Source organism: Pseudobacillus wudalianchiensis, assembly GCF_001685015.1.
GTDB lineage: Bacteria > Bacillota > Bacilli > Bacillales > Domibacillaceae > Pseudobacillus > Pseudobacillus wudalianchiensis.
Window position 1 is genome coordinate 1 of sequence record NZ_MAYT01000007.1, and the last position, 16,125, is coordinate 16,125.

Annotated in this window: 23 protein-coding genes; 3 read left to right on the forward strand and 20 right to left on the reverse strand. The window is 42.4% G+C overall.

The features are described from left to right. Positions 1–419: 419 nt before the first annotated feature. Positions 420–674: a hypothetical protein gene (locus tag A8F95_RS06970; protein ID WP_049659413.1), complete on the reverse strand. Its 255-nt coding sequence runs from the start codon at positions 672–674 to the stop codon at positions 420–422. A 129-nt stretch (positions 675–803) separates the two neighbouring features. On the opposite strand from A8F95_RS06970, the gene A8F95_RS06975 reads away from it, so the two are divergent. Further along, positions 804–1,550, forward strand: coding sequence for a polysaccharide deacetylase family protein (locus A8F95_RS06975; RefSeq protein WP_065409898.1), 747 nt, complete (start codon positions 804–806; stop codon positions 1,548–1,550). Between the two features lie 39 nt (positions 1,551–1,589). Here the strand turns inward: A8F95_RS06975 and A8F95_RS06980 are convergent, their stop codons facing one another. Continuing rightward, positions 1,590–2,201 carry a KinB-signaling pathway activation protein gene (locus A8F95_RS06980; RefSeq protein ID WP_065409899.1) on the reverse strand — a complete coding sequence of 204 codons (612 nt, stop codon included), beginning with the start codon at positions 2,199–2,201 and terminating at the stop codon, positions 1,590–1,592. A 143-nt stretch (positions 2,202–2,344) separates the two neighbouring features. Between A8F95_RS06980 and gerD the strand changes: the two genes are divergently transcribed. Further along, on the forward strand, positions 2,345–2,917 hold the full coding sequence (gerD, locus tag A8F95_RS06985; protein ID WP_065409900.1) for a spore germination lipoprotein GerD: 573 nt from the start codon (positions 2,345–2,347) through the stop codon (positions 2,915–2,917). Positions 2,918–2,971: 54 nt separating this feature from the next. Here gerD and A8F95_RS06990 read toward each other — a convergent pair whose 3' ends face one another. The 4 genes from A8F95_RS06990 to A8F95_RS07000 all read right to left on the reverse strand — a co-directional run bounded on the left by A8F95_RS06990 (position 2,972) and on the right by A8F95_RS07000 (position 5,681). Then, entirely contained in the window at positions 2,972–4,045 is a 1,074-nt protein-coding gene (locus A8F95_RS06990) for a P-loop NTPase (protein ID WP_425414978.1), read from the reverse strand. 72 nt (positions 4,046–4,117) lie between these two features. Continuing rightward, positions 4,118–4,822, reverse strand: coding sequence for an N-acetylmuramoyl-L-alanine amidase CwlD (gene cwlD, locus A8F95_RS06995; protein ID WP_065409901.1), 705 nt, complete (start codon positions 4,820–4,822; stop codon positions 4,118–4,120). Positions 4,823–4,926: 104 nt separating this feature from the next. After that, positions 4,927–5,091 (reverse strand): hypothetical protein, encoded by a 165-nt coding sequence (locus A8F95_RS22380; protein WP_176713644.1) that lies wholly within the window; start codon positions 5,089–5,091, stop codon positions 4,927–4,929. 119 nt (positions 5,092–5,210) lie between these two features. Then, a complete protein-coding gene (locus tag A8F95_RS07000) occupies positions 5,211–5,681 on the reverse strand; it encodes a staygreen family protein (RefSeq protein ID WP_342669944.1) in 471 nt (156 codons plus the stop codon). Positions 5,682–5,957: 276 nt separating this feature from the next. Between A8F95_RS07000 and A8F95_RS07005 the strand changes: the two genes are divergently transcribed. Continuing rightward, positions 5,958–7,229, forward strand: coding sequence for a cation:dicarboxylate symporter family transporter (locus A8F95_RS07005; RefSeq protein WP_065409902.1), 1,272 nt, complete (start codon positions 5,958–5,960; stop codon positions 7,227–7,229). A 123-nt stretch (positions 7,230–7,352) separates the two neighbouring features. Here A8F95_RS07005 and rpsI read toward each other — a convergent pair whose 3' ends face one another. From rpsI to A8F95_RS07075, 14 genes are all read right to left on the reverse strand, one after another. Then, positions 7,353–7,745, reverse strand: a complete 393-nt coding sequence (rpsI, locus tag A8F95_RS07010) for a 30S ribosomal protein S9 (RefSeq protein WP_049659405.1) — start codon at positions 7,743–7,745, stop codon at positions 7,353–7,355. A gap of 22 nt (positions 7,746–7,767) precedes the next feature. Next, positions 7,768–8,205 (reverse strand): 50S ribosomal protein L13, encoded by a 438-nt coding sequence (rplM, locus tag A8F95_RS07015; protein WP_049659403.1) that lies wholly within the window; start codon positions 8,203–8,205, stop codon positions 7,768–7,770. Between the two features lie 195 nt (positions 8,206–8,400). Then, entirely contained in the window at positions 8,401–9,138 is a 738-nt protein-coding gene (gene truA / locus A8F95_RS07020; protein WP_065409903.1) for a tRNA pseudouridine(38-40) synthase TruA, read from the reverse strand. 12 nt (positions 9,139–9,150) lie between these two features. Continuing rightward, entirely contained in the window at positions 9,151–9,948 is a 798-nt protein-coding gene (locus tag A8F95_RS07025; protein WP_065409904.1) for an energy-coupling factor transporter transmembrane component T family protein, read from the reverse strand. Further along, entirely contained in the window at positions 9,945–10,814 is an 870-nt protein-coding gene (locus A8F95_RS07030) for an energy-coupling factor ABC transporter ATP-binding protein (RefSeq protein ID WP_065409905.1), read from the reverse strand. Before A8F95_RS07030 ends, A8F95_RS07025 begins: the two co-directional genes overlap by 4 nt. Then, complete coding sequence (locus A8F95_RS07035; RefSeq protein WP_065409906.1) at positions 10,790–11,629, reverse strand: energy-coupling factor ABC transporter ATP-binding protein; 840 nt, start codon at positions 11,627–11,629, stop codon at positions 10,790–10,792. Before A8F95_RS07035 ends, A8F95_RS07030 begins: the two co-directional genes overlap by 25 nt. A gap of 270 nt (positions 11,630–11,899) precedes the next feature. Then, positions 11,900–12,295 carry a 50S ribosomal protein L17 gene (gene rplQ / locus A8F95_RS07040; RefSeq protein WP_065409907.1) on the reverse strand — a complete coding sequence of 132 codons (396 nt, stop codon included), beginning with the start codon at positions 12,293–12,295 and terminating at the stop codon, positions 11,900–11,902. Between the two features lie 41 nt (positions 12,296–12,336). Next, positions 12,337–13,281: a DNA-directed RNA polymerase subunit alpha gene (locus tag A8F95_RS07045; protein WP_049659393.1), complete on the reverse strand. Its 945-nt coding sequence runs from the start codon at positions 13,279–13,281 to the stop codon at positions 12,337–12,339. 171 nt (positions 13,282–13,452) lie between these two features. After that, positions 13,453–13,842: a 30S ribosomal protein S11 gene (rpsK, locus tag A8F95_RS07050; protein WP_041101845.1), complete on the reverse strand. Its 390-nt coding sequence runs from the start codon at positions 13,840–13,842 to the stop codon at positions 13,453–13,455. 25 nt (positions 13,843–13,867) lie between these two features. Next, complete coding sequence (rpsM, locus tag A8F95_RS07055; protein WP_065409908.1) at positions 13,868–14,233, reverse strand: 30S ribosomal protein S13; 366 nt, start codon at positions 14,231–14,233, stop codon at positions 13,868–13,870. A gap of 24 nt (positions 14,234–14,257) precedes the next feature. Next, positions 14,258–14,371, reverse strand: a complete 114-nt coding sequence (gene rpmJ / locus A8F95_RS07060; protein ID WP_000868344.1) for a 50S ribosomal protein L36 — start codon at positions 14,369–14,371, stop codon at positions 14,258–14,260. A 34-nt stretch (positions 14,372–14,405) separates the two neighbouring features. Next, positions 14,406–14,624 carry a translation initiation factor IF-1 gene (gene infA / locus A8F95_RS07065; RefSeq protein ID WP_049659390.1) on the reverse strand — a complete coding sequence of 73 codons (219 nt, stop codon included), beginning with the start codon at positions 14,622–14,624 and terminating at the stop codon, positions 14,406–14,408. A gap of 101 nt (positions 14,625–14,725) precedes the next feature. After that, positions 14,726–15,472: a type I methionyl aminopeptidase gene (gene map, locus A8F95_RS07070; protein WP_049659388.1), complete on the reverse strand. Its 747-nt coding sequence runs from the start codon at positions 15,470–15,472 to the stop codon at positions 14,726–14,728. Next, on the reverse strand, positions 15,469–16,122 hold the full coding sequence (locus A8F95_RS07075; protein ID WP_049659387.1) for an adenylate kinase: 654 nt from the start codon (positions 16,120–16,122) through the stop codon (positions 15,469–15,471). Before A8F95_RS07075 ends, map begins: the two co-directional genes overlap by 4 nt. Positions 16,123–16,125 lie beyond the last annotated feature (3 nt).

A 16,125-nucleotide genomic window follows, 5' to 3' on the forward strand; every position in this document is an offset into this window, starting at 1 on the left:
TTTGTTCAGTTTTCAAAGATCAATTTTTAACTCGCTTTAACAGCGACTTGACTATCATATCATGTTTTCAATCTGAAAGTCAACAGTTATTTTCGTTTTTTAATTCACCGCTTAGTTGCTTTGTTTGCAGCGACAATTAGTAATTTAACATGAATGAAATATCCCTGTCAACAAATTATTTAATTTATATTTTGTTTTTCATAATACTGCTTAAAAACACTAAGATCATTTAGATAGAAAAAGGTCAGTCTCTTTATCAATATTAAGACCGACCCTAACTTCCTTGTCCATAATGCGGACTGCTCTTGATTGGGTTTCTTGGTTGGATGATTAAACTCTTTTTATTTATTCTTCCTGTATTACTCCCTATTCGCGCTATTCCAAATACCTCTTTTCTCGTAATTTCCAAATCTAGCTCCTTATGCGTCAAAAGAGGAGGCTGATGATTGGTTTTTTTCAGCTGATATTTTATACGCTAAGTATTTCATACACTCTTCTTCAGCCGCTACTCTCTTAAACAATTTAAATAGACGCATATATTTTTTCCTCATAGAGCTTTTAACAGATTCATCTATTCGGGAATCGCCAAGATCGAATAAAATTTCATCCATTTCGCGTTTGATTAAATAATAGATTTCTCTTTTTTCTTCTTCGTTAATTAACAATCCCAACATCTTATCACCCATTTTTCTTTTTTATTTCAGTGTCATACTACTATGCTATTCGGTAAATCTATTTGTTTGTCATAATATTTGTGTACATGCTCATAAAGTTGAATAAGATAACTTTAGCGGAGGGAGAGCATGACTTTCTTTTATACATTGCATATGAAAAAAACGAAACAGCTCTTGTTGCTCATTTCTGTCTCATTTTTCACAGCTATTTTATTGTTTACCCAAAATTTTTTAAGTATTCCCGTTTTTTTAGAAAAAGAGCCTCCGAAAGCAATTTACAAAGGAGAAAATGGAGTTGCCTTAACCTTTGATATTGGATGGGGAGATGAAAAAGCTGCACAAATTCTACAAACATTGATACGGCATAAAGCAAAAGCAACTTTCTTCTTGTCCGCTTCTTGGGCAGAACGCCATCCGGATCTTGTAAAAAAAATGAAGGATCACCATTTTGAAATTGGCCTGCTTGGATACAATTATGTAGATTATACGTCTATGGAAAAAGAGGAAATTAGGAAAGACTTACTTAAAGCACAAGAAGTATTTAAAAAGCTGCAAATTGAAGATATTAAATTGCTTCGGGCGCCGACTGGCCATTTTAATCAAGAAGTACTCAAAATAGCCAACGATATGAACTTAACCTATGTTCATTGGAGCATTGATACAAATGATTGGAGAAATCCAGGGACTTCTGTTATTTTATCCAAGGTAAAAGAAGCTAAAAACGGGGATATCATCTTTATGCATGCATCTGACTCGGCTAAGCAAACAAATGCGGTCCTTCCTAAAATTATCGAAACCTCCCAATCCGCTGGCAAGCTAGTTACGGTGTCCGAGTTAATCTCAAATGGTGAAGTGGAAACAAAGCTTATTCCCTAACGAAAGGGAACCCGGATAAAGACTAAAAAAGCGGAGCCTTTAGGCTCCGCTTTTTTGAGATGTACGTTGATTATATTTAGGCAAAGCCAGCAATTGAAATGCGTTGCATGGCAATAAAGTAAATAACATAATATAAAGCCACTTCGTTTCATTCGCCTGAAGTACCGGCAGCCATTCTAACACCGTCACTACTACCATGAAAAATAAGGCAGAAATAAATACACTTTTATTGGATTGTTTTGCTTTATAAAAAGCAATAATAAGACCAACTGCTAAAAGTAAAATCGCTAAACCCATATAAGAAAGAAGCGATTCCCCTTTATCGGCAAACGCCTGAAAACGGAAATAAATAAGGTCGAATAAAACGAATGCAATGATCACAAATTGTACCGTATTCCAAAAAGAACGAAACATGCTCGCTCCAAATTGATGAACCGTTAAATACGCAAAAAATCCCATCTGACTAATGACGCTAAACGTGAAACCAACGAATACATGCCACATTAGGATCGAGAAAATATCCTTCCATCCGCCCGTACTAATTAACGGAGCTAATTCATCCCAACGAATAAAAAAGCCGAGGACGCTGGCAGCTAGCCCGCCAATCAATAATGTATGTACAAAAAACCTAACCCAATTCCGGATTGTCACCTTGTTACCCCCAACTATATAGTTATGCCTCCCCTGATTGTAACAATGAACATAAAAAAAATCTAGGCACTCGTTCAGCTCTGAATAATTTCTTTACGGTTGCTTATATTAACAATAAGAAAAGCCCAGAAAGGAGCTTCTTTATGTGGAAACCTGTCTTGCCGCTCCTCTTTCTTATTTTTTTCTTGGCGGCTTGCGGAGGGGGCGCGGTCGATACCGGAAATGCTCAAATGGATTATGATGCGACTAAAAAAATGGTCGTTGATATATTAAAAACCGATGATGGTAAAAAAGCTCTTCAGGACATAATGCAGGATGAAAAAGTAAAGCAACAGCTTGTTTTAGATCAGGAAATGGTGACAAAAACCATTGAAGATACGTTGGTCTCTGAAAAAGGAGAGAAGTTTTGGAAAGAAGCTTTTAAAGATCCGGCATTCGCCAGTTCGATGGCTAAGGGAATGAGGAAAGAACAAGAAAACTTACTAAAAGCACTTATGAAGGATCCCCAATATCAAGATATGATGTTGAGTATTATGCAAGACCCAGAATACCAAAAGAGTGTCACCAAGCTGTTAAAGAGCAAAGAATACCGAGAACATTTGCAAACAGTAATGGACGAGACATTTACCAGTCCTCTATATAAAGCCAAAATACAGGATATATTACTAAAGGCAGCTACAGAAGAAGCGGCAGGCGGCGGGAAAGAGAAAAAATAGGGAAGCGGTTCATAGCAAAAGAAACAGCCAGTGAAAACTCACTGGCTGTCCTTTTTATTTACTGTTTAATTTATCGATCACTTTTTCCGCGATCTCTTGATAGATCTTTCCAAGTTTGTGGTCTTCTGCATAGATAGATGGCGCAAACTCTTCTTCATTCCAATCCGGCTGTTCAAGCGGGAGTCTTCCTAATACTTCCGTTCGCAGCTCTTCCGCTAATTTATCTCCGCCGCCGCGTCCGAAGACGTATTCTTTTTCCCCAGTTTTCTTGCTTTCAAAATACGCCATATTTTCAATGACACCAATGACTTCATGATCCGTTCGTAAAGCCATCGCTCCCGCACGAGCCGCAACAAATGCAGCTGTCGGATGCGGAGTAGAGACGATGATCTCTTTCGAATGAGGAATCATAGAATGAACATCAAGCGCTACATCGCCTGTTCCTGGCGGTAAATCAAGCAATAAGTAATCCAGCTCGCCCCACTCTACTTCTTCAAAGAAGTTATTAAGCATTTTCCCAAGCATCGGACCACGCCAAATAACAGGAGCGTTATCTTCTACAAAAAAGCCCATAGAAATCACTTTTACCCCAAAACGCTCTACAGGGACAATTTTGTCTCCACGCACGACAGGACGCTGCTCAATGCCCATCATGTCAGGTACACTAAACCCGTAGATATCAGCATCTACAAGTCCGACTCTTTTCCCTAAGCGGGCAAGAGCAACAGCAAGGTTAACAGAAACCGTTGACTTACCGACTCCGCCTTTGCCACTTGCAATCGCAATAAACGTTGTTTGGCTTTCCGGTGAAAGTAAACTATGGCCGCCTTCGTTACTCTCTGAACCGCGGTATTGAGCGAGTACTTCTTCAGGAAGCTCTGTAAAGCGGATACCGACCGTGTTGGCACCGGCTGCTTTTAAGGCCTCCACAATTTGCATTTGAAATTGCAGCTGCTCTGCTGTACCTGTCTTAGCAATGGCTACTTTCACGCTAACATGCTGCTTTTCTTCTTTTATGCTGATGTCGACGATGCCATTTGTTTCCGCTAATGTTTTATGTAAAAAGGGGTCATTCATTTGACCTAAGATATCTCTTACTTGCTCTATCGTTAACACACTTTCCACCATCCTTTATCTGCTTATTTTCTCTTACAGTATATCATAACCAATCATCAAAAAAAGGATAGAGCTTATACGCCCTTATCCCCCTCTGTCATCCAAATGATTCATGATTCCTTTGTAAATAGACGCTGCCACTTTATCCTGATACTTTTCTGTTAATAAATCTTGTTTCTCTGCCGGATTAGACAAGAAACCAACCTCCACCAATGCCCCTGGCTTCTTTGCATATTTCAATAAATATACGTGGTTAATCGCCTTTGCTTCTCTATTCGTATTCTCAAGATTTAAGACAAGTTCATATTGAAGGGCTTTAGCTAATTCTTTATTCTCCTCTATATGAGGGGCATAAAATGTTTGGGCACCCCTCCAGCGCGGAGAGGGGATAGCATTTAAATGAATGCTGACAAACAGGTCCGCTTCCGACTCGTTGATCAATTGCAGCCTCTTTTTTAAATCTTCCGTTTTGCGCGAGCGATAGGTCTGCATATCGGCAGGAGCAAGATCTACATCTTTTTCTCTCGTCATTAACACAATCGCCCCCTGCCCCTGCAAATAATCTCGTACTTTCTTCGTAATAGACAGGGCAATATCTTTCTCAAGTGCTTCTTGATCTCCTGCTCCGCCATCAGGTCCTCCATGCCCGGCGTCTAAGTAAATAATCTTCCCTGAAAGCGGCATGCTCCACGGCTTCCAAGACATATAATTTTCATTTAAAAATTGAATGACGAAAACAAGGATGGCACTGCCCATTAAAAAAGCAATCCACCTTTTCCATCCTTTCATCCAACTCCCCCTTTTCCCCTCCTGTTGTCATCATATGGGACAAGGCAAGGAATTATGAATGCAGGCACAAAAAAGAGGATGTTATTAAAACATCCTCTTCACGGTTAGTTGCCTCTGCCTTCCCGGCCATGGTTGGAGTTACGGTTAGCCCCTTTCATCGGATCTTCTCCTGCCGCAAACTCTACAGAATAATCCGCTTCTTCGATATTCTTTTTCGGCGTTTTGGCATACTTTTCTACTGCATTTTTCTCCGCTTTACGTTTAGCCATCTCATCACCTCTTCCTTTTCATTATGATGTGTTAATAGTAGAGTCCCCTGTTCCCTGACTTCATATTCAACGGCTAGCCTCAATACAAAAAAGCCCTGACCAAAGAAGTCAGCGCTCGCTTAGGAACCTTGAGTGATTTGGTTTATGTACTGGCGTGGGGTGCCATAGTAAAAGATTTTATTGTATGGCGGATAAGCGGACTCATAATGGATAAAGATAGGAGCATCAAGCAAAGCCGGGTAGTGATTGTAAAACTGCAAATCGCCATATACGATCCCTTTGATCGCTGTACCCGTTTCCTTTTGAAAGATATTAAACCGGATACCCGATGCCTCCTTTCCGAATTCTCCACCGTCCACATACGCCTTTCCGGCTAACCGGAGCCGCCCTTCACGATCTTTTTTCCATTCAGCCAGCACCTCATCCCGCATTTTCCAGTTAACAGCCTTGTAGTTATATACATATCCAGTAGCCAAAAACAGTTCCCCTGTTACATCCGAATGAGTGAGCGTATATTTTCTTCCTTCTACAGGTTGCATAAACGTAGCGGGAGATAGAAGCTGCACGGTTAATTTTTGTGGATCAAACATCGCTATCGAGCCTCCCTTTGTCAATAAATGATCTCTTGAACTTTATACACCTAGCATATCTTCCGCCCCTTCATAATAGAACGGCCTTTTCCTCAGTTTGCTCAAAGTCAGCGGGCGTTTAAGTGCTCCCTCAAGGAACCTTACATAATAAACATATGTATTGCCCGGCTTTTTACTAAAATATTTTTTTGACAGGTGTGAAAAAATTTAAAACAGGGAAGAAAAGAAAAGGCATAAGATTAGAGATTAAAGTGGATGAGAAAGTAGGGTATCAATATGAGAAAGAAATTTAGATTTTCACTGGCTTATCAAATTTTAGCCGGTTTAATTTTAGGGATTATCGTCGGAGCGGTATTTTACGGACACCCAGGTGTGGAGAAGTATTTGCAGCCGCTCGGAACGATATTCCTGAATATGATTAAAATGATTGTTGTCCCGATTATCGTATCTACACTCGTTTTAGGGGTGGCAGGCACCGGAGACCTGAAACAGTTAGGCAAAATCGGCGGAAAGACCATTCTCTATTTTGAAGCGGTGACGACCGTTGCCATTCTGGTCGGTCTATTGGCTGCGAACCTGTTCCATCCTGGCTCTGGTGTTGATATGTCGAGCTTAGAAAAAGGGGATATCGATCAATATGTAAAAACCACGAAAGAAGTGGAAAGTGAGGATCACGGCGCCCTGCAAACCCTCGTAAATATCGTTCCCACAAACATTGTTGACTCAATGGCAAACACCAATATGCTGCAAATTATTTTCTTCACTGTCCTCTTTGGACTAGGAATTGCAGCGATCGGTGATAAGGGGAAACCCGTGCTGGCCTTCTTCGAGGGGGTAGCCGATGCGATGTTCTGGGTGACAAATCTGATTATGAAATTTGCACCGTTTGGCGTATTTGGATTGATCGCCGTCACAGTCTCTAAATTCGGACTGGCTTCGCTAGTACCGCTCGGAAAGCTAATGATCCTCGTCTATGCTACCATGATCTTCTTCATTCTGGTCGTGCTTGGCGGAATTGCCAAACTAATAGGCATCAATATTTTCCACCTTCTTCGAGTACTTAAGGATGAATTGCTGCTCGCTTACTCAACCTCTAGCTCGGAGACCGTATTACCGAAGATCATTGAAAAAATGGAAAAGTTCGGGAGCCCCAAAGATATTGTATCGTTCGTTATCCCAACGGGCTATTCATTTAATTTGGACGGTTCTACGCTCTACCAAGCGATTGCTGCGCTATTCATCGCCCAAATGTACGATATTCATTTGAGCATTGTCCACCAGATTACCCTCGTTCTGGTCCTCATGGTCACTTCTAAGGGGATCGCTGGTGTACCGGGCGTCTCATTTGTCGTTCTGTTAGCTACGCTTGGTTCAGTCGGCATTCCGCTCGAGGGACTTGCCTTCATCGCCGGAATCGACCGCCTGCTCGATATGGCTCGTACTGTCGTCAACGTGGTTGGAAACTCTCTGGCAACCATCGTGATCTCCAAGTGGGAACACCGCTTCAATGATGTGAAGCGAGCGGCCTACTATGAAACCTACAAATAAGTAGATCGTCCGGCTTTCCTTATAGAAAGCCGGACGTTTTTTATTTAAAAATACTTCTTCTCCTGCGGATAAATAAAAAAGACCCCCAACCAAAATGGTTGAGAGCCTTCCGAACGCCAATAATTAACGTTTTGAGAACTGAGGTGCACGACGAGCTGCTTTAAGACCGTATTTTTTACGTTCTTTCATGCGGGCATCACGAGTTAAGTAGCCAGCACGTTTTAACACAGCACGGTATTCAGGATCTACATTAAGAAGCGCACGTGCGATACCATGACGGATCGCTCCAGCTTGACCAGTGTAGCCGCCTCCGTGTACGTTTACAAGTACATCATAGCTGCCAGTTGTTTCAGTTGCTACAAGCGGCTGCTTGATTACTGTACGTAATGCTTCGAATGGGATATAGTTTTCTACGTCACGACCATTGATGACGATTTTGCCGTCTCCAGGTACTAAGCGCACGCGAGCAACAGAGCTCTTGCGGCGACCTGTTCCGATATATTGAACTTGTGCCAAGATAATAACCTCCTCTTAATAATTAGCCGCGAAGTTCGTAAACTTCCGGTTGTTGTGCTTGGTGCTTATGTTCAGGACCAGCATATACATGTAATTTTTTAGCCATTTGACGACCTAAAGAACCTTTTGGAAGCATGCCTTTGATAGCAAGCTCAAGCATTCTTTCAGGGTAATTTGTACGCATTTCGTTAGCAGTACGAGTTTTCAAACCGCCTGGATACATGCTGTGACGGTAGTAGATTTTGTCCGCTAATTTGTTACCTGTTAATTCGATTTTTTCTGCATTGATGATGATTACGTGATCACCAGTGTCAACGTGTGGTGTGAATGTTGGTTTATGTTTACCGCGTAAAATTGACGCAACTTCGCTGGAAAGACGGCCAAGTGTTTGACCTGCAGCGTCGATCACGTACCATTTACGTTCGATTTCGCTTGCTTTCGCCATATAAGTCGTACGCATTGGTATTTGTCCTCCTAAAAATTTATTAATTGTTTCATTGTTCATTGTATTTTATTTATATCACGAATAAGTTTCCGGGGCTTATCGTGGGGTTAAATAACGTACCATAGGATATAATATAACTTCCAGAAGTCAATGTCAAGAAAAAATGTGACACCCGGGCTAGTTGCCATGACCACAGCGGCCTAAAAAGCGCTAATAAAACACTTTCCACAAATACAGCCCTTCTGCTGGTGCTGTTTTCCCCGCTAGCGACCGATCTCGTCCCGCTAAAATAGAGGAAATATCGTCAGGGCTGATTTTGCCCTTTCCTGCCTCCATTAACGTCCCCGTAATGATCCGGACCATATTATATAAAAATCCGCTTCCTGCCACTCGCAGTTCAATCTCTTCTCCCTTTTCGACCACCTCTAATTTCGTAATGGTCCTCACTTTATCCTCGACTTCTGTCTTTGCTGAACAGAAGCTCGTAAAATCATGAGTACCGATTAACTGGCGGCCTGCTTCTTCCATAAGAGACGTATTCAATTTCACTGGAGATTGGCATGCATAAAAACGGTTAAACGGGTCACGGACTTGATCTTGATAAATCTTATAGCGGTATTCCTTGCCTGCAGCCGAAAAACGGGCGTGAAAGGAGTCAGGAACCGTTTCAGCTTGTTTCACGGCTATATCCTCTGGAAGACGGCTATTAAGAGCTGACGGCCAGCGAGCGTCGGGAATAGCCAGTGATGTATCAAAATGGATCACTTGTCCTCTGGCATGCACACCCGCATCTGTCCGGCCAGACGCCGTTACTTTTATCTCCGAGCCTTTATGGATAAGAGCCAGTGCTTTCTCCAGCTCTTCTTGTACGGTTCGGCTATTCGGCTGAACTTGATAACCAGAAAATTTTGCTCCATCATAAGCGATCGTACATTTCACTCGCGGCATATCATCACTCCATTAACTTCTTGCCCACCATAAAAGGGCAGCCAGTACAAGCAGCAGCACAAGGGCAGCACTGTCTTTTCCTTGCCAATGCAGCAGACGGTATTTTGTCCGTCCCTCTCCTCCACGGTAGCCGCGTGCTTCCATCGCTACCGCTAACTCTTCAGCCCGCTTAAACGCGCTGACAAATAAGGGGATTAGCAAAGGAACAACCGCTTTTACCCGCTCCTTGATTGGACCGCTTGAAAAGTCAGCGCCTCTTGCAATTTGGGCCTTCATAATCTTATCTGTTTCATCCATTAATGTTGGAATAAAGCGCAAGGAAATCGACATCATAAGCGCCAATTCATGTACCGGCAGCTTTAGCTTTTTAAATGGGTTCAGTAAGCTTTCCAGCCCGTCCGTAATCGAAATAGGTGAAGTAGTTAACGTCAGCAAAGACGTAACCAAAATTAAGAGTAAAAAGCGCAGGGAAATAAATGCACCTTGTCTAACTCCGCCTTCATAGATCTTTAAGAAACCAATATTAAACAGCAAGTCTCCCTCTTTTGTTAAAAAGATATGGAGCAAAAAAGTGAAAGCGATAATCCAAATAACTGGCTTCAGCCCAGAAAGCAAAAAGCGGATATTTATTCTTGATAGATAAATGCACAGAAGAGTAAAAACCGCTAATATCCCATAAGACAGAATATTGTTTGCTAGAAAAACAACAATCACAAAGCCGAAGATAAATAATAGCTTTGCCCGCGGATCCAGCTCATGAACAGGTGATTGAAGCGGCAAATAACGGCCAAAAATCATTTTTTCCATCATCTGTCCTCACCCCGCTTTTTTGCGCGTGCTAGCTCCTCAGCCAACTCCTCGATCGTTAAGCAGGTCCTGTCGAGCTTCATGCCAGATAACGCTTCAAAGCGATGTTGGAACCGGACTACTTCCGGAACACTAAGTCCGAAGGCAGCGAGTTCATCCGGCTGTGAAAACAGATCTCTCGGTTTTCCTTGCTTCTGTACTCTCCCTTTATGCATGACAATCATCTCATCGGCATATAAAGCCGCATCCTCCATGCTGTGGGTAACTAATATAGTAGAAAGTCCATGCTCTTGATGAAGAGTATAGAACATATCCATAATTTCTTTTCGCCCCCGGGGATCCAAGCCAGCTGTCGGCTCATCAAGCACAAGAACTTCCGGCTCCATCGCCAGGACACCGGCAATCGCTACCCGTCTCATTTGGCCGCCTGATAAATCAAAAGGAGACTTTTGCAGTACCTCTTCGGACAGGCCTACTTGGCTAATTAATGACCGGGCTCGCTTTTTTGCTTCTTCCTCTGGTATTCCGAAATTAATCGGCCCATAGCAAATATCTTTCTCAACCGTTTCTTCAAATAGCTGATGTTCAGGAAACTGAAAGACGGTTCCTACTTTTTTGCGAACGGACTTCAAGTTTTTTTCTTTCTTCCCTGCTGAAATAACCCGATCTCCAATGACAACTTGTCCCTTTGTCGGTCGCAGTAAAGCATTCAAGTGCTGGATAATCGTTGACTTTCCAGAGCCCGTATGACCGACTACCGCTAAGAATACTCCTTCTGGAATGGTAAAGCTAACATCCTCAATAGCGAGGCGTTCAAAAGGTGTTCCTGCTGCATATCGGTATTCTACTTCTTGAAGTTGGATGTCCATAGCTCTCTCACCAGCTCTTCTTCTGATAAATAATTACTCGCAATCTCGAAATCTTGCAAACGGAGGATTTCACTTAGCTTGACTGGAAAAGGCACATCAAGACCTAATTTGATTAATTCCTCATTCAATTGAAAAATTTCTTCAGGTGTCCCCTCCCGGTAAACGGACCCTTTATTCAACACAATAATACGATCAGCACGAGAAGCTTCTTCCAGGTCGTGGGTGATCGAGATGACCGTTAAATCTTGCTCTTCCTTTAACTGTCGAACAGTTCGAAGCACTTCTTCTCTTCCACGCGGATCGAGCATCGATGTGGCTTCGTCCAATAAAATAATATCTGGCTGAAGGGCAATCACGCCGGCAATCGCTACACGCTGCTTTTGTCCACCGGAAAGATGGTGCGGCTCTTGATTCAGAAAATCAAGCATGCCTACGCGTTGAAGGGATGCTTTTACTCGTTCTACCATCACTTCATGAGGTATTCCATTGTTTTCTAACCCAAAAGCCACATCATCTTGTACTGTTGTGCCAACAAACTGGTTATCAGGGTTTTGAAAAACCATGCCAAGACGTCTACGTATATCCCAAACAAATTCATCTTTTAAGGGGAAATTACAGATCGTTACTTGACCTTCCTCTGGATAATGGAGGCCATTTAACATTTTGGCAAGCGTCGACTTCCCTGAGCCGTTATGCCCCACAATAGCCAACCATTCGCCTTTCGCTACATTCAAGCTAACGTCTTTTAGAGCATACACCGTTTGCCCTGGGTAACGAAAATGAACGTGATTGATGGAAATTATGTTCTCTTTCATGACTTCCCTCTTTTCTCAGCTGAGTAGACGGTCAAAAGATTCTGAATACAAAAAAAGCCCGCACCCCATTCCAAAGGAAAATTCCTGCCCGCAAAAGGGCCTCTTAAACGGATTAAGAGTGGAAGGGGTACATGAGCTAGACGAGTCATCTAAAAAATGCTCATCGTAACGCTCTAGCTTCAAATGCTCAGTCTTCAGCGAAAATTATGAGAAAAGGGCAAAACACAACCGCGCTGGAAGGTTCTGCCCTTGTAGTGGTTTTACTGAAAATTAAACAAGCTCAATAATAACCATTGGTGCACCGTCACCACGACGAGGACCGATTTTCATGATGCGCGTGTAACCGCCTTGGCGCTCGCTGTAACGAGGAGCCACATCAGAGAAAAGTTTTTGCACTGCATAAACTGGTTTTTCTTTCGTCTTGCCGTCTTTACCTTCAACTTCAACAGTTGATGCTACTTCGTTGCGAAGGAATGCAGCTGCTTGGCGGCGTGCGTGTAAATCACCGCGTTTACCAAGTGTAATCATTTTTTCGACAACTGAGCGAAGCTCTTTTGCACGTGCTTCAGTTGTTTCAATACGCTCACTGATGATTAAATCAGTTGTCAAGTCACGAAGCATCGCTTTACGCTGAGCGCTTGTACGTCCTAGCTTTCTGTAAGCCATGAAGATACCCTCCTTTGTTGAATTTTACTTTTATTCGATTTTTAATCTTCTTTTCTTAAGCCTAATCCGAGCTCATCCAGCTTTGCTTTCACTTCTTCAAGTGATTTACGGCCAAGATTTCGGACCTTCATCATATCTTCTTCACTCTTATTAGCAAGCTCTTGCACCGTATTGATGCCAGCACGCTTTAAGCAGTTGTAAGAACGGACGGAGAGATCAAGTTCTTCAATTGTCATTTCTAGAACTTTTTCTTTTTGGTCTTCTTCTTTTTCTACCATAATTTCAGCATTTTGAGCTTCATCTGTTAAGCCTACGAAGATATTTAAATGTTCACTTAAAATTTTGGCACCTAAAGAAATAGCTTCTTTCGGGCCGATACTGCCATCAGTCCACACATCCAATGAGAGTTTATCATAATTTGTCAACTGCCCCACGCGTGTGCTTTCCACTTGATAGTTTACACGGGCAACCGGAGTGTAGATGGAGTCAACTGGAATGACACCAATTGGATGATCTTCCTTTTTATTTTGATCAGCTGGATTATAGCCTCTTCCACGCTGTGCAGTAAGACGCATGCGGAAATGAGCATTCTCTCCTAAAGTAGCAATATGCAAATCAGGATTTAAAATCTCCACATCACTGTCATGCGTAATATCAGCAGCTGTCACCACGCCGCTTCCTTGTACATCTATTTCTAGCGTTTTCTCTTCATCTGAGTAGATTTTGAGCGCCAGTTTCTTAATGTTTAAGATAATAGATGTTACATCTTCCACGACACCTTCAATCGTTGAGAACTCATGCAGTACTCCATCAATTTGAATAGAAGTAACCGCAGCACCTGGAAGTGAAGATAATAGTATACGACGCAAGGAGTTACCCAAAGTTGTACCATACCCACGCTCAAGTGGTTCTACGACGAATTTTCCATGAGTGGCATCATCGCTGATCTCGACCGTTTCAATTTTTGGCTTTTCAATTTCGATCATTCAATTATACCTCCTTCATTACGTCGAAACTCCGGCTTGGATGGTCCAACCGAAATTTCCCCATGTTTACGTTCCCGACTGTGCACCACAACTGGTTTAGTAGTCCTGTAACGAGCGCAACATTCAATTATATCCCATTATTGCCAAAGATATAATTATTATACAGGAAAATTAAACACGGCGACGTTTTGGAGGGCGGCATCCGTTGTGAGGAACAGGAGTAACGTCTTTGATAGCAGTTACTTCAAGACCTGCAGCTTGTAAAGCACGGATAGCAGCTTCACGGCCAGAACCAGGACCTTTAACTGTTACTTCAAGAGATTTCATGCCATGTTCCATAGATGCTTTCGCAGCTGTTTCAGCAGCCATTTGAGCCGCGAATGGAGTAGATTTACGGGAGCCTCTAAATCCAAGGGCACCTGCACTAGACCAAGCGAGAGCATTACCATGAACGTCTGTAATTGTTACGATTGTATTGTTAAATGTTGAGCGAATGTGTGCAATACCTAATTCAATATTCTTTTTCACACGACGCTTACGAGATTGTTGTTTACGAGCCATGTTTAACATTGACCTCCTTTACCAATTATTTTTTCTTGTTAGCTACAGTTTTACGAGGACCTTTACGAGTACGAGCATTGTTCTTCGTATTTTGTCCACGAACTGGTAAACCACGACGGTGACGGATACCACGGTAAGAACCGATCTCCATTAAACGTTTAATGTTAAGAGATACTTCACGACGAAGGTCACCCTCAACTTTTAAGCTGTCAATGATCTCACGAATTTTATTTAATTCGTCTTCTGTTAAATCACGTACACGAGTGTCTTCAGAAACACCAGCTTCCGCTAGGATTTTTTGGGCAGTTGATCTGCCAATACCGTAGATGTAAGTTAATGAGATAACTACACGCTTGTCGCGTGGAATATCAACACCTGCTACACGTGCCATATGAATGTGCACCTCCTATTCAAATTAACCTTGTTTTTGTTTATGTTTAGGGTTTTCACAAATAACCATTACTTTGCCGCGTCTGCGAATGACTTTACATTTCTCACAGATTGGCTTAACTGATGGTCTCACTTTCATTTTTCCAACCTCCTTATAGTCCGGAGTGCATAAGTTATTTATAGCGGTAAGTAATACGGCCGCGAGTTAAATCGTAAGGAGAAAGTTCAACTGTTACCTTATCTCCAGGCAGAATACGAATAAAGTGCATACGGATCTTTCCAGATACATGGGCAAGAACTGTATGACCATTTTCTAATTCTACCTTAAACATAGCGTTAGGCAAAGTTTCAACTACAGTACCTTCAATTTCAATTACATCGTCTTTCGCCATTCTTTACTCTCCCTTCTCTTTTCATACAGAACCCGCTGCAAATCAGGCGGCCCTGGTTATTAGACTCTACTTGAACCAACTTCTGGAGCAGCACATATGTGTTAGGCTTTAGTTAAAATCTCAAAACCTGTTTCGGTAATTGCAACTGTATGTTCAAAGTGAGCACACATTTTCCCGTCTTGGGTCACAACTGTCCAGTTATCACCAAGTGTTTTTACATAGCGGCTTCCAGCATTCACCATCGGCTCGATTGCAAGCACCATTCCAGGTTTGAGCTTTGGACCTTTGCCAGGCGGACCGTAATGAGGAATTTGTGGATCCTCATGCAAGTCTTGACCAATCCCGTGTCCTACATACTCGCGCACTATTGAAAAGCCGTAAGATTCTACATATGTTTGAATCGCATGGGAGATGTTTGAAAGACGTTCACCCGGCTTCGCTTCCTCTAAACCAACAAAAAGCGAGTCCTCAGTCACTTTCAACAGCTTCTGGACTTCAGAAGAAACGGTGCCAACAGGGTAAGTCCACGCAGAATCGCCATGATATCCCCTATAATTAGCGCCAATATCCAGACTAATGATATCGCCCTCTTTTAAAACTCGGTCTCCAGGAATGCCGTGAACCAGCTCTTCGTTAACAGATGTACAAATGCTGCCACGAAAACCATTATACCCTTTAAAAGAAGGAATTGCATTATGCTGTCTAATAAATTTCTCCGCAATTTCATCTAACTGTTTCGTGCTTACACCAGGAGAGATAAACCTCTGCAGCTCCTTGTGTGTTAAGGCCACAATCCGTCCTGCTTCTTTCATAATCTCTATCTCTCGAGGGGTTTTGCAAATGATCATTCATTTAAGCCTTTCAGAAGTTGATCAATGTCTTCAAAGACCTTGCCGATTTCCTGCTGGCCATTAATATCTTTCAAATAACCTTTTTGCCGATAGAAATCTAGTAATGGTTCGGTTTGCTTTAAATTGACATCTAGACGATTTTGAACAGTTTCTTCATTATCATCTGCACGTTGATAAAGTTCCCCGCCGCAACGGTCACATTTGCCTTCAGCAGCCGGCGGATTAAATACGAGATGGTAAGTAGCTCCGCAGCTTTTACAAATACGGCGACCTGTTAAACGTGCCATAAGAATATCTTTATCAACCTCAACATTGATAACATAATCGATCTTCTTTCCAAGAGCTTCTAAAATGCCTTCAAGCGCTTCAGCCTGGGCAACTGTTCTTGGAAATCCATCGAGAAGAAAGCCGTCTTGACAATCTAATTTGCTCAATCTTTCGCGAACAATTCCGATCGTCACTTCATCAGGGACAAGAGCGCCTGCATCCATAAAGGATTTAGCTTTCAATCCAAGTTCCGTTCCTTCTTTCATAGCTGCACGGAACATGTCGCCCGTAGAAATATGCGGAATGCCATATTTTTCAACAATTCGTTCGGCCTGCGTGCCTTTTCCGGCACCTGGCAGCCCCATTAATACTAGATTCATTTG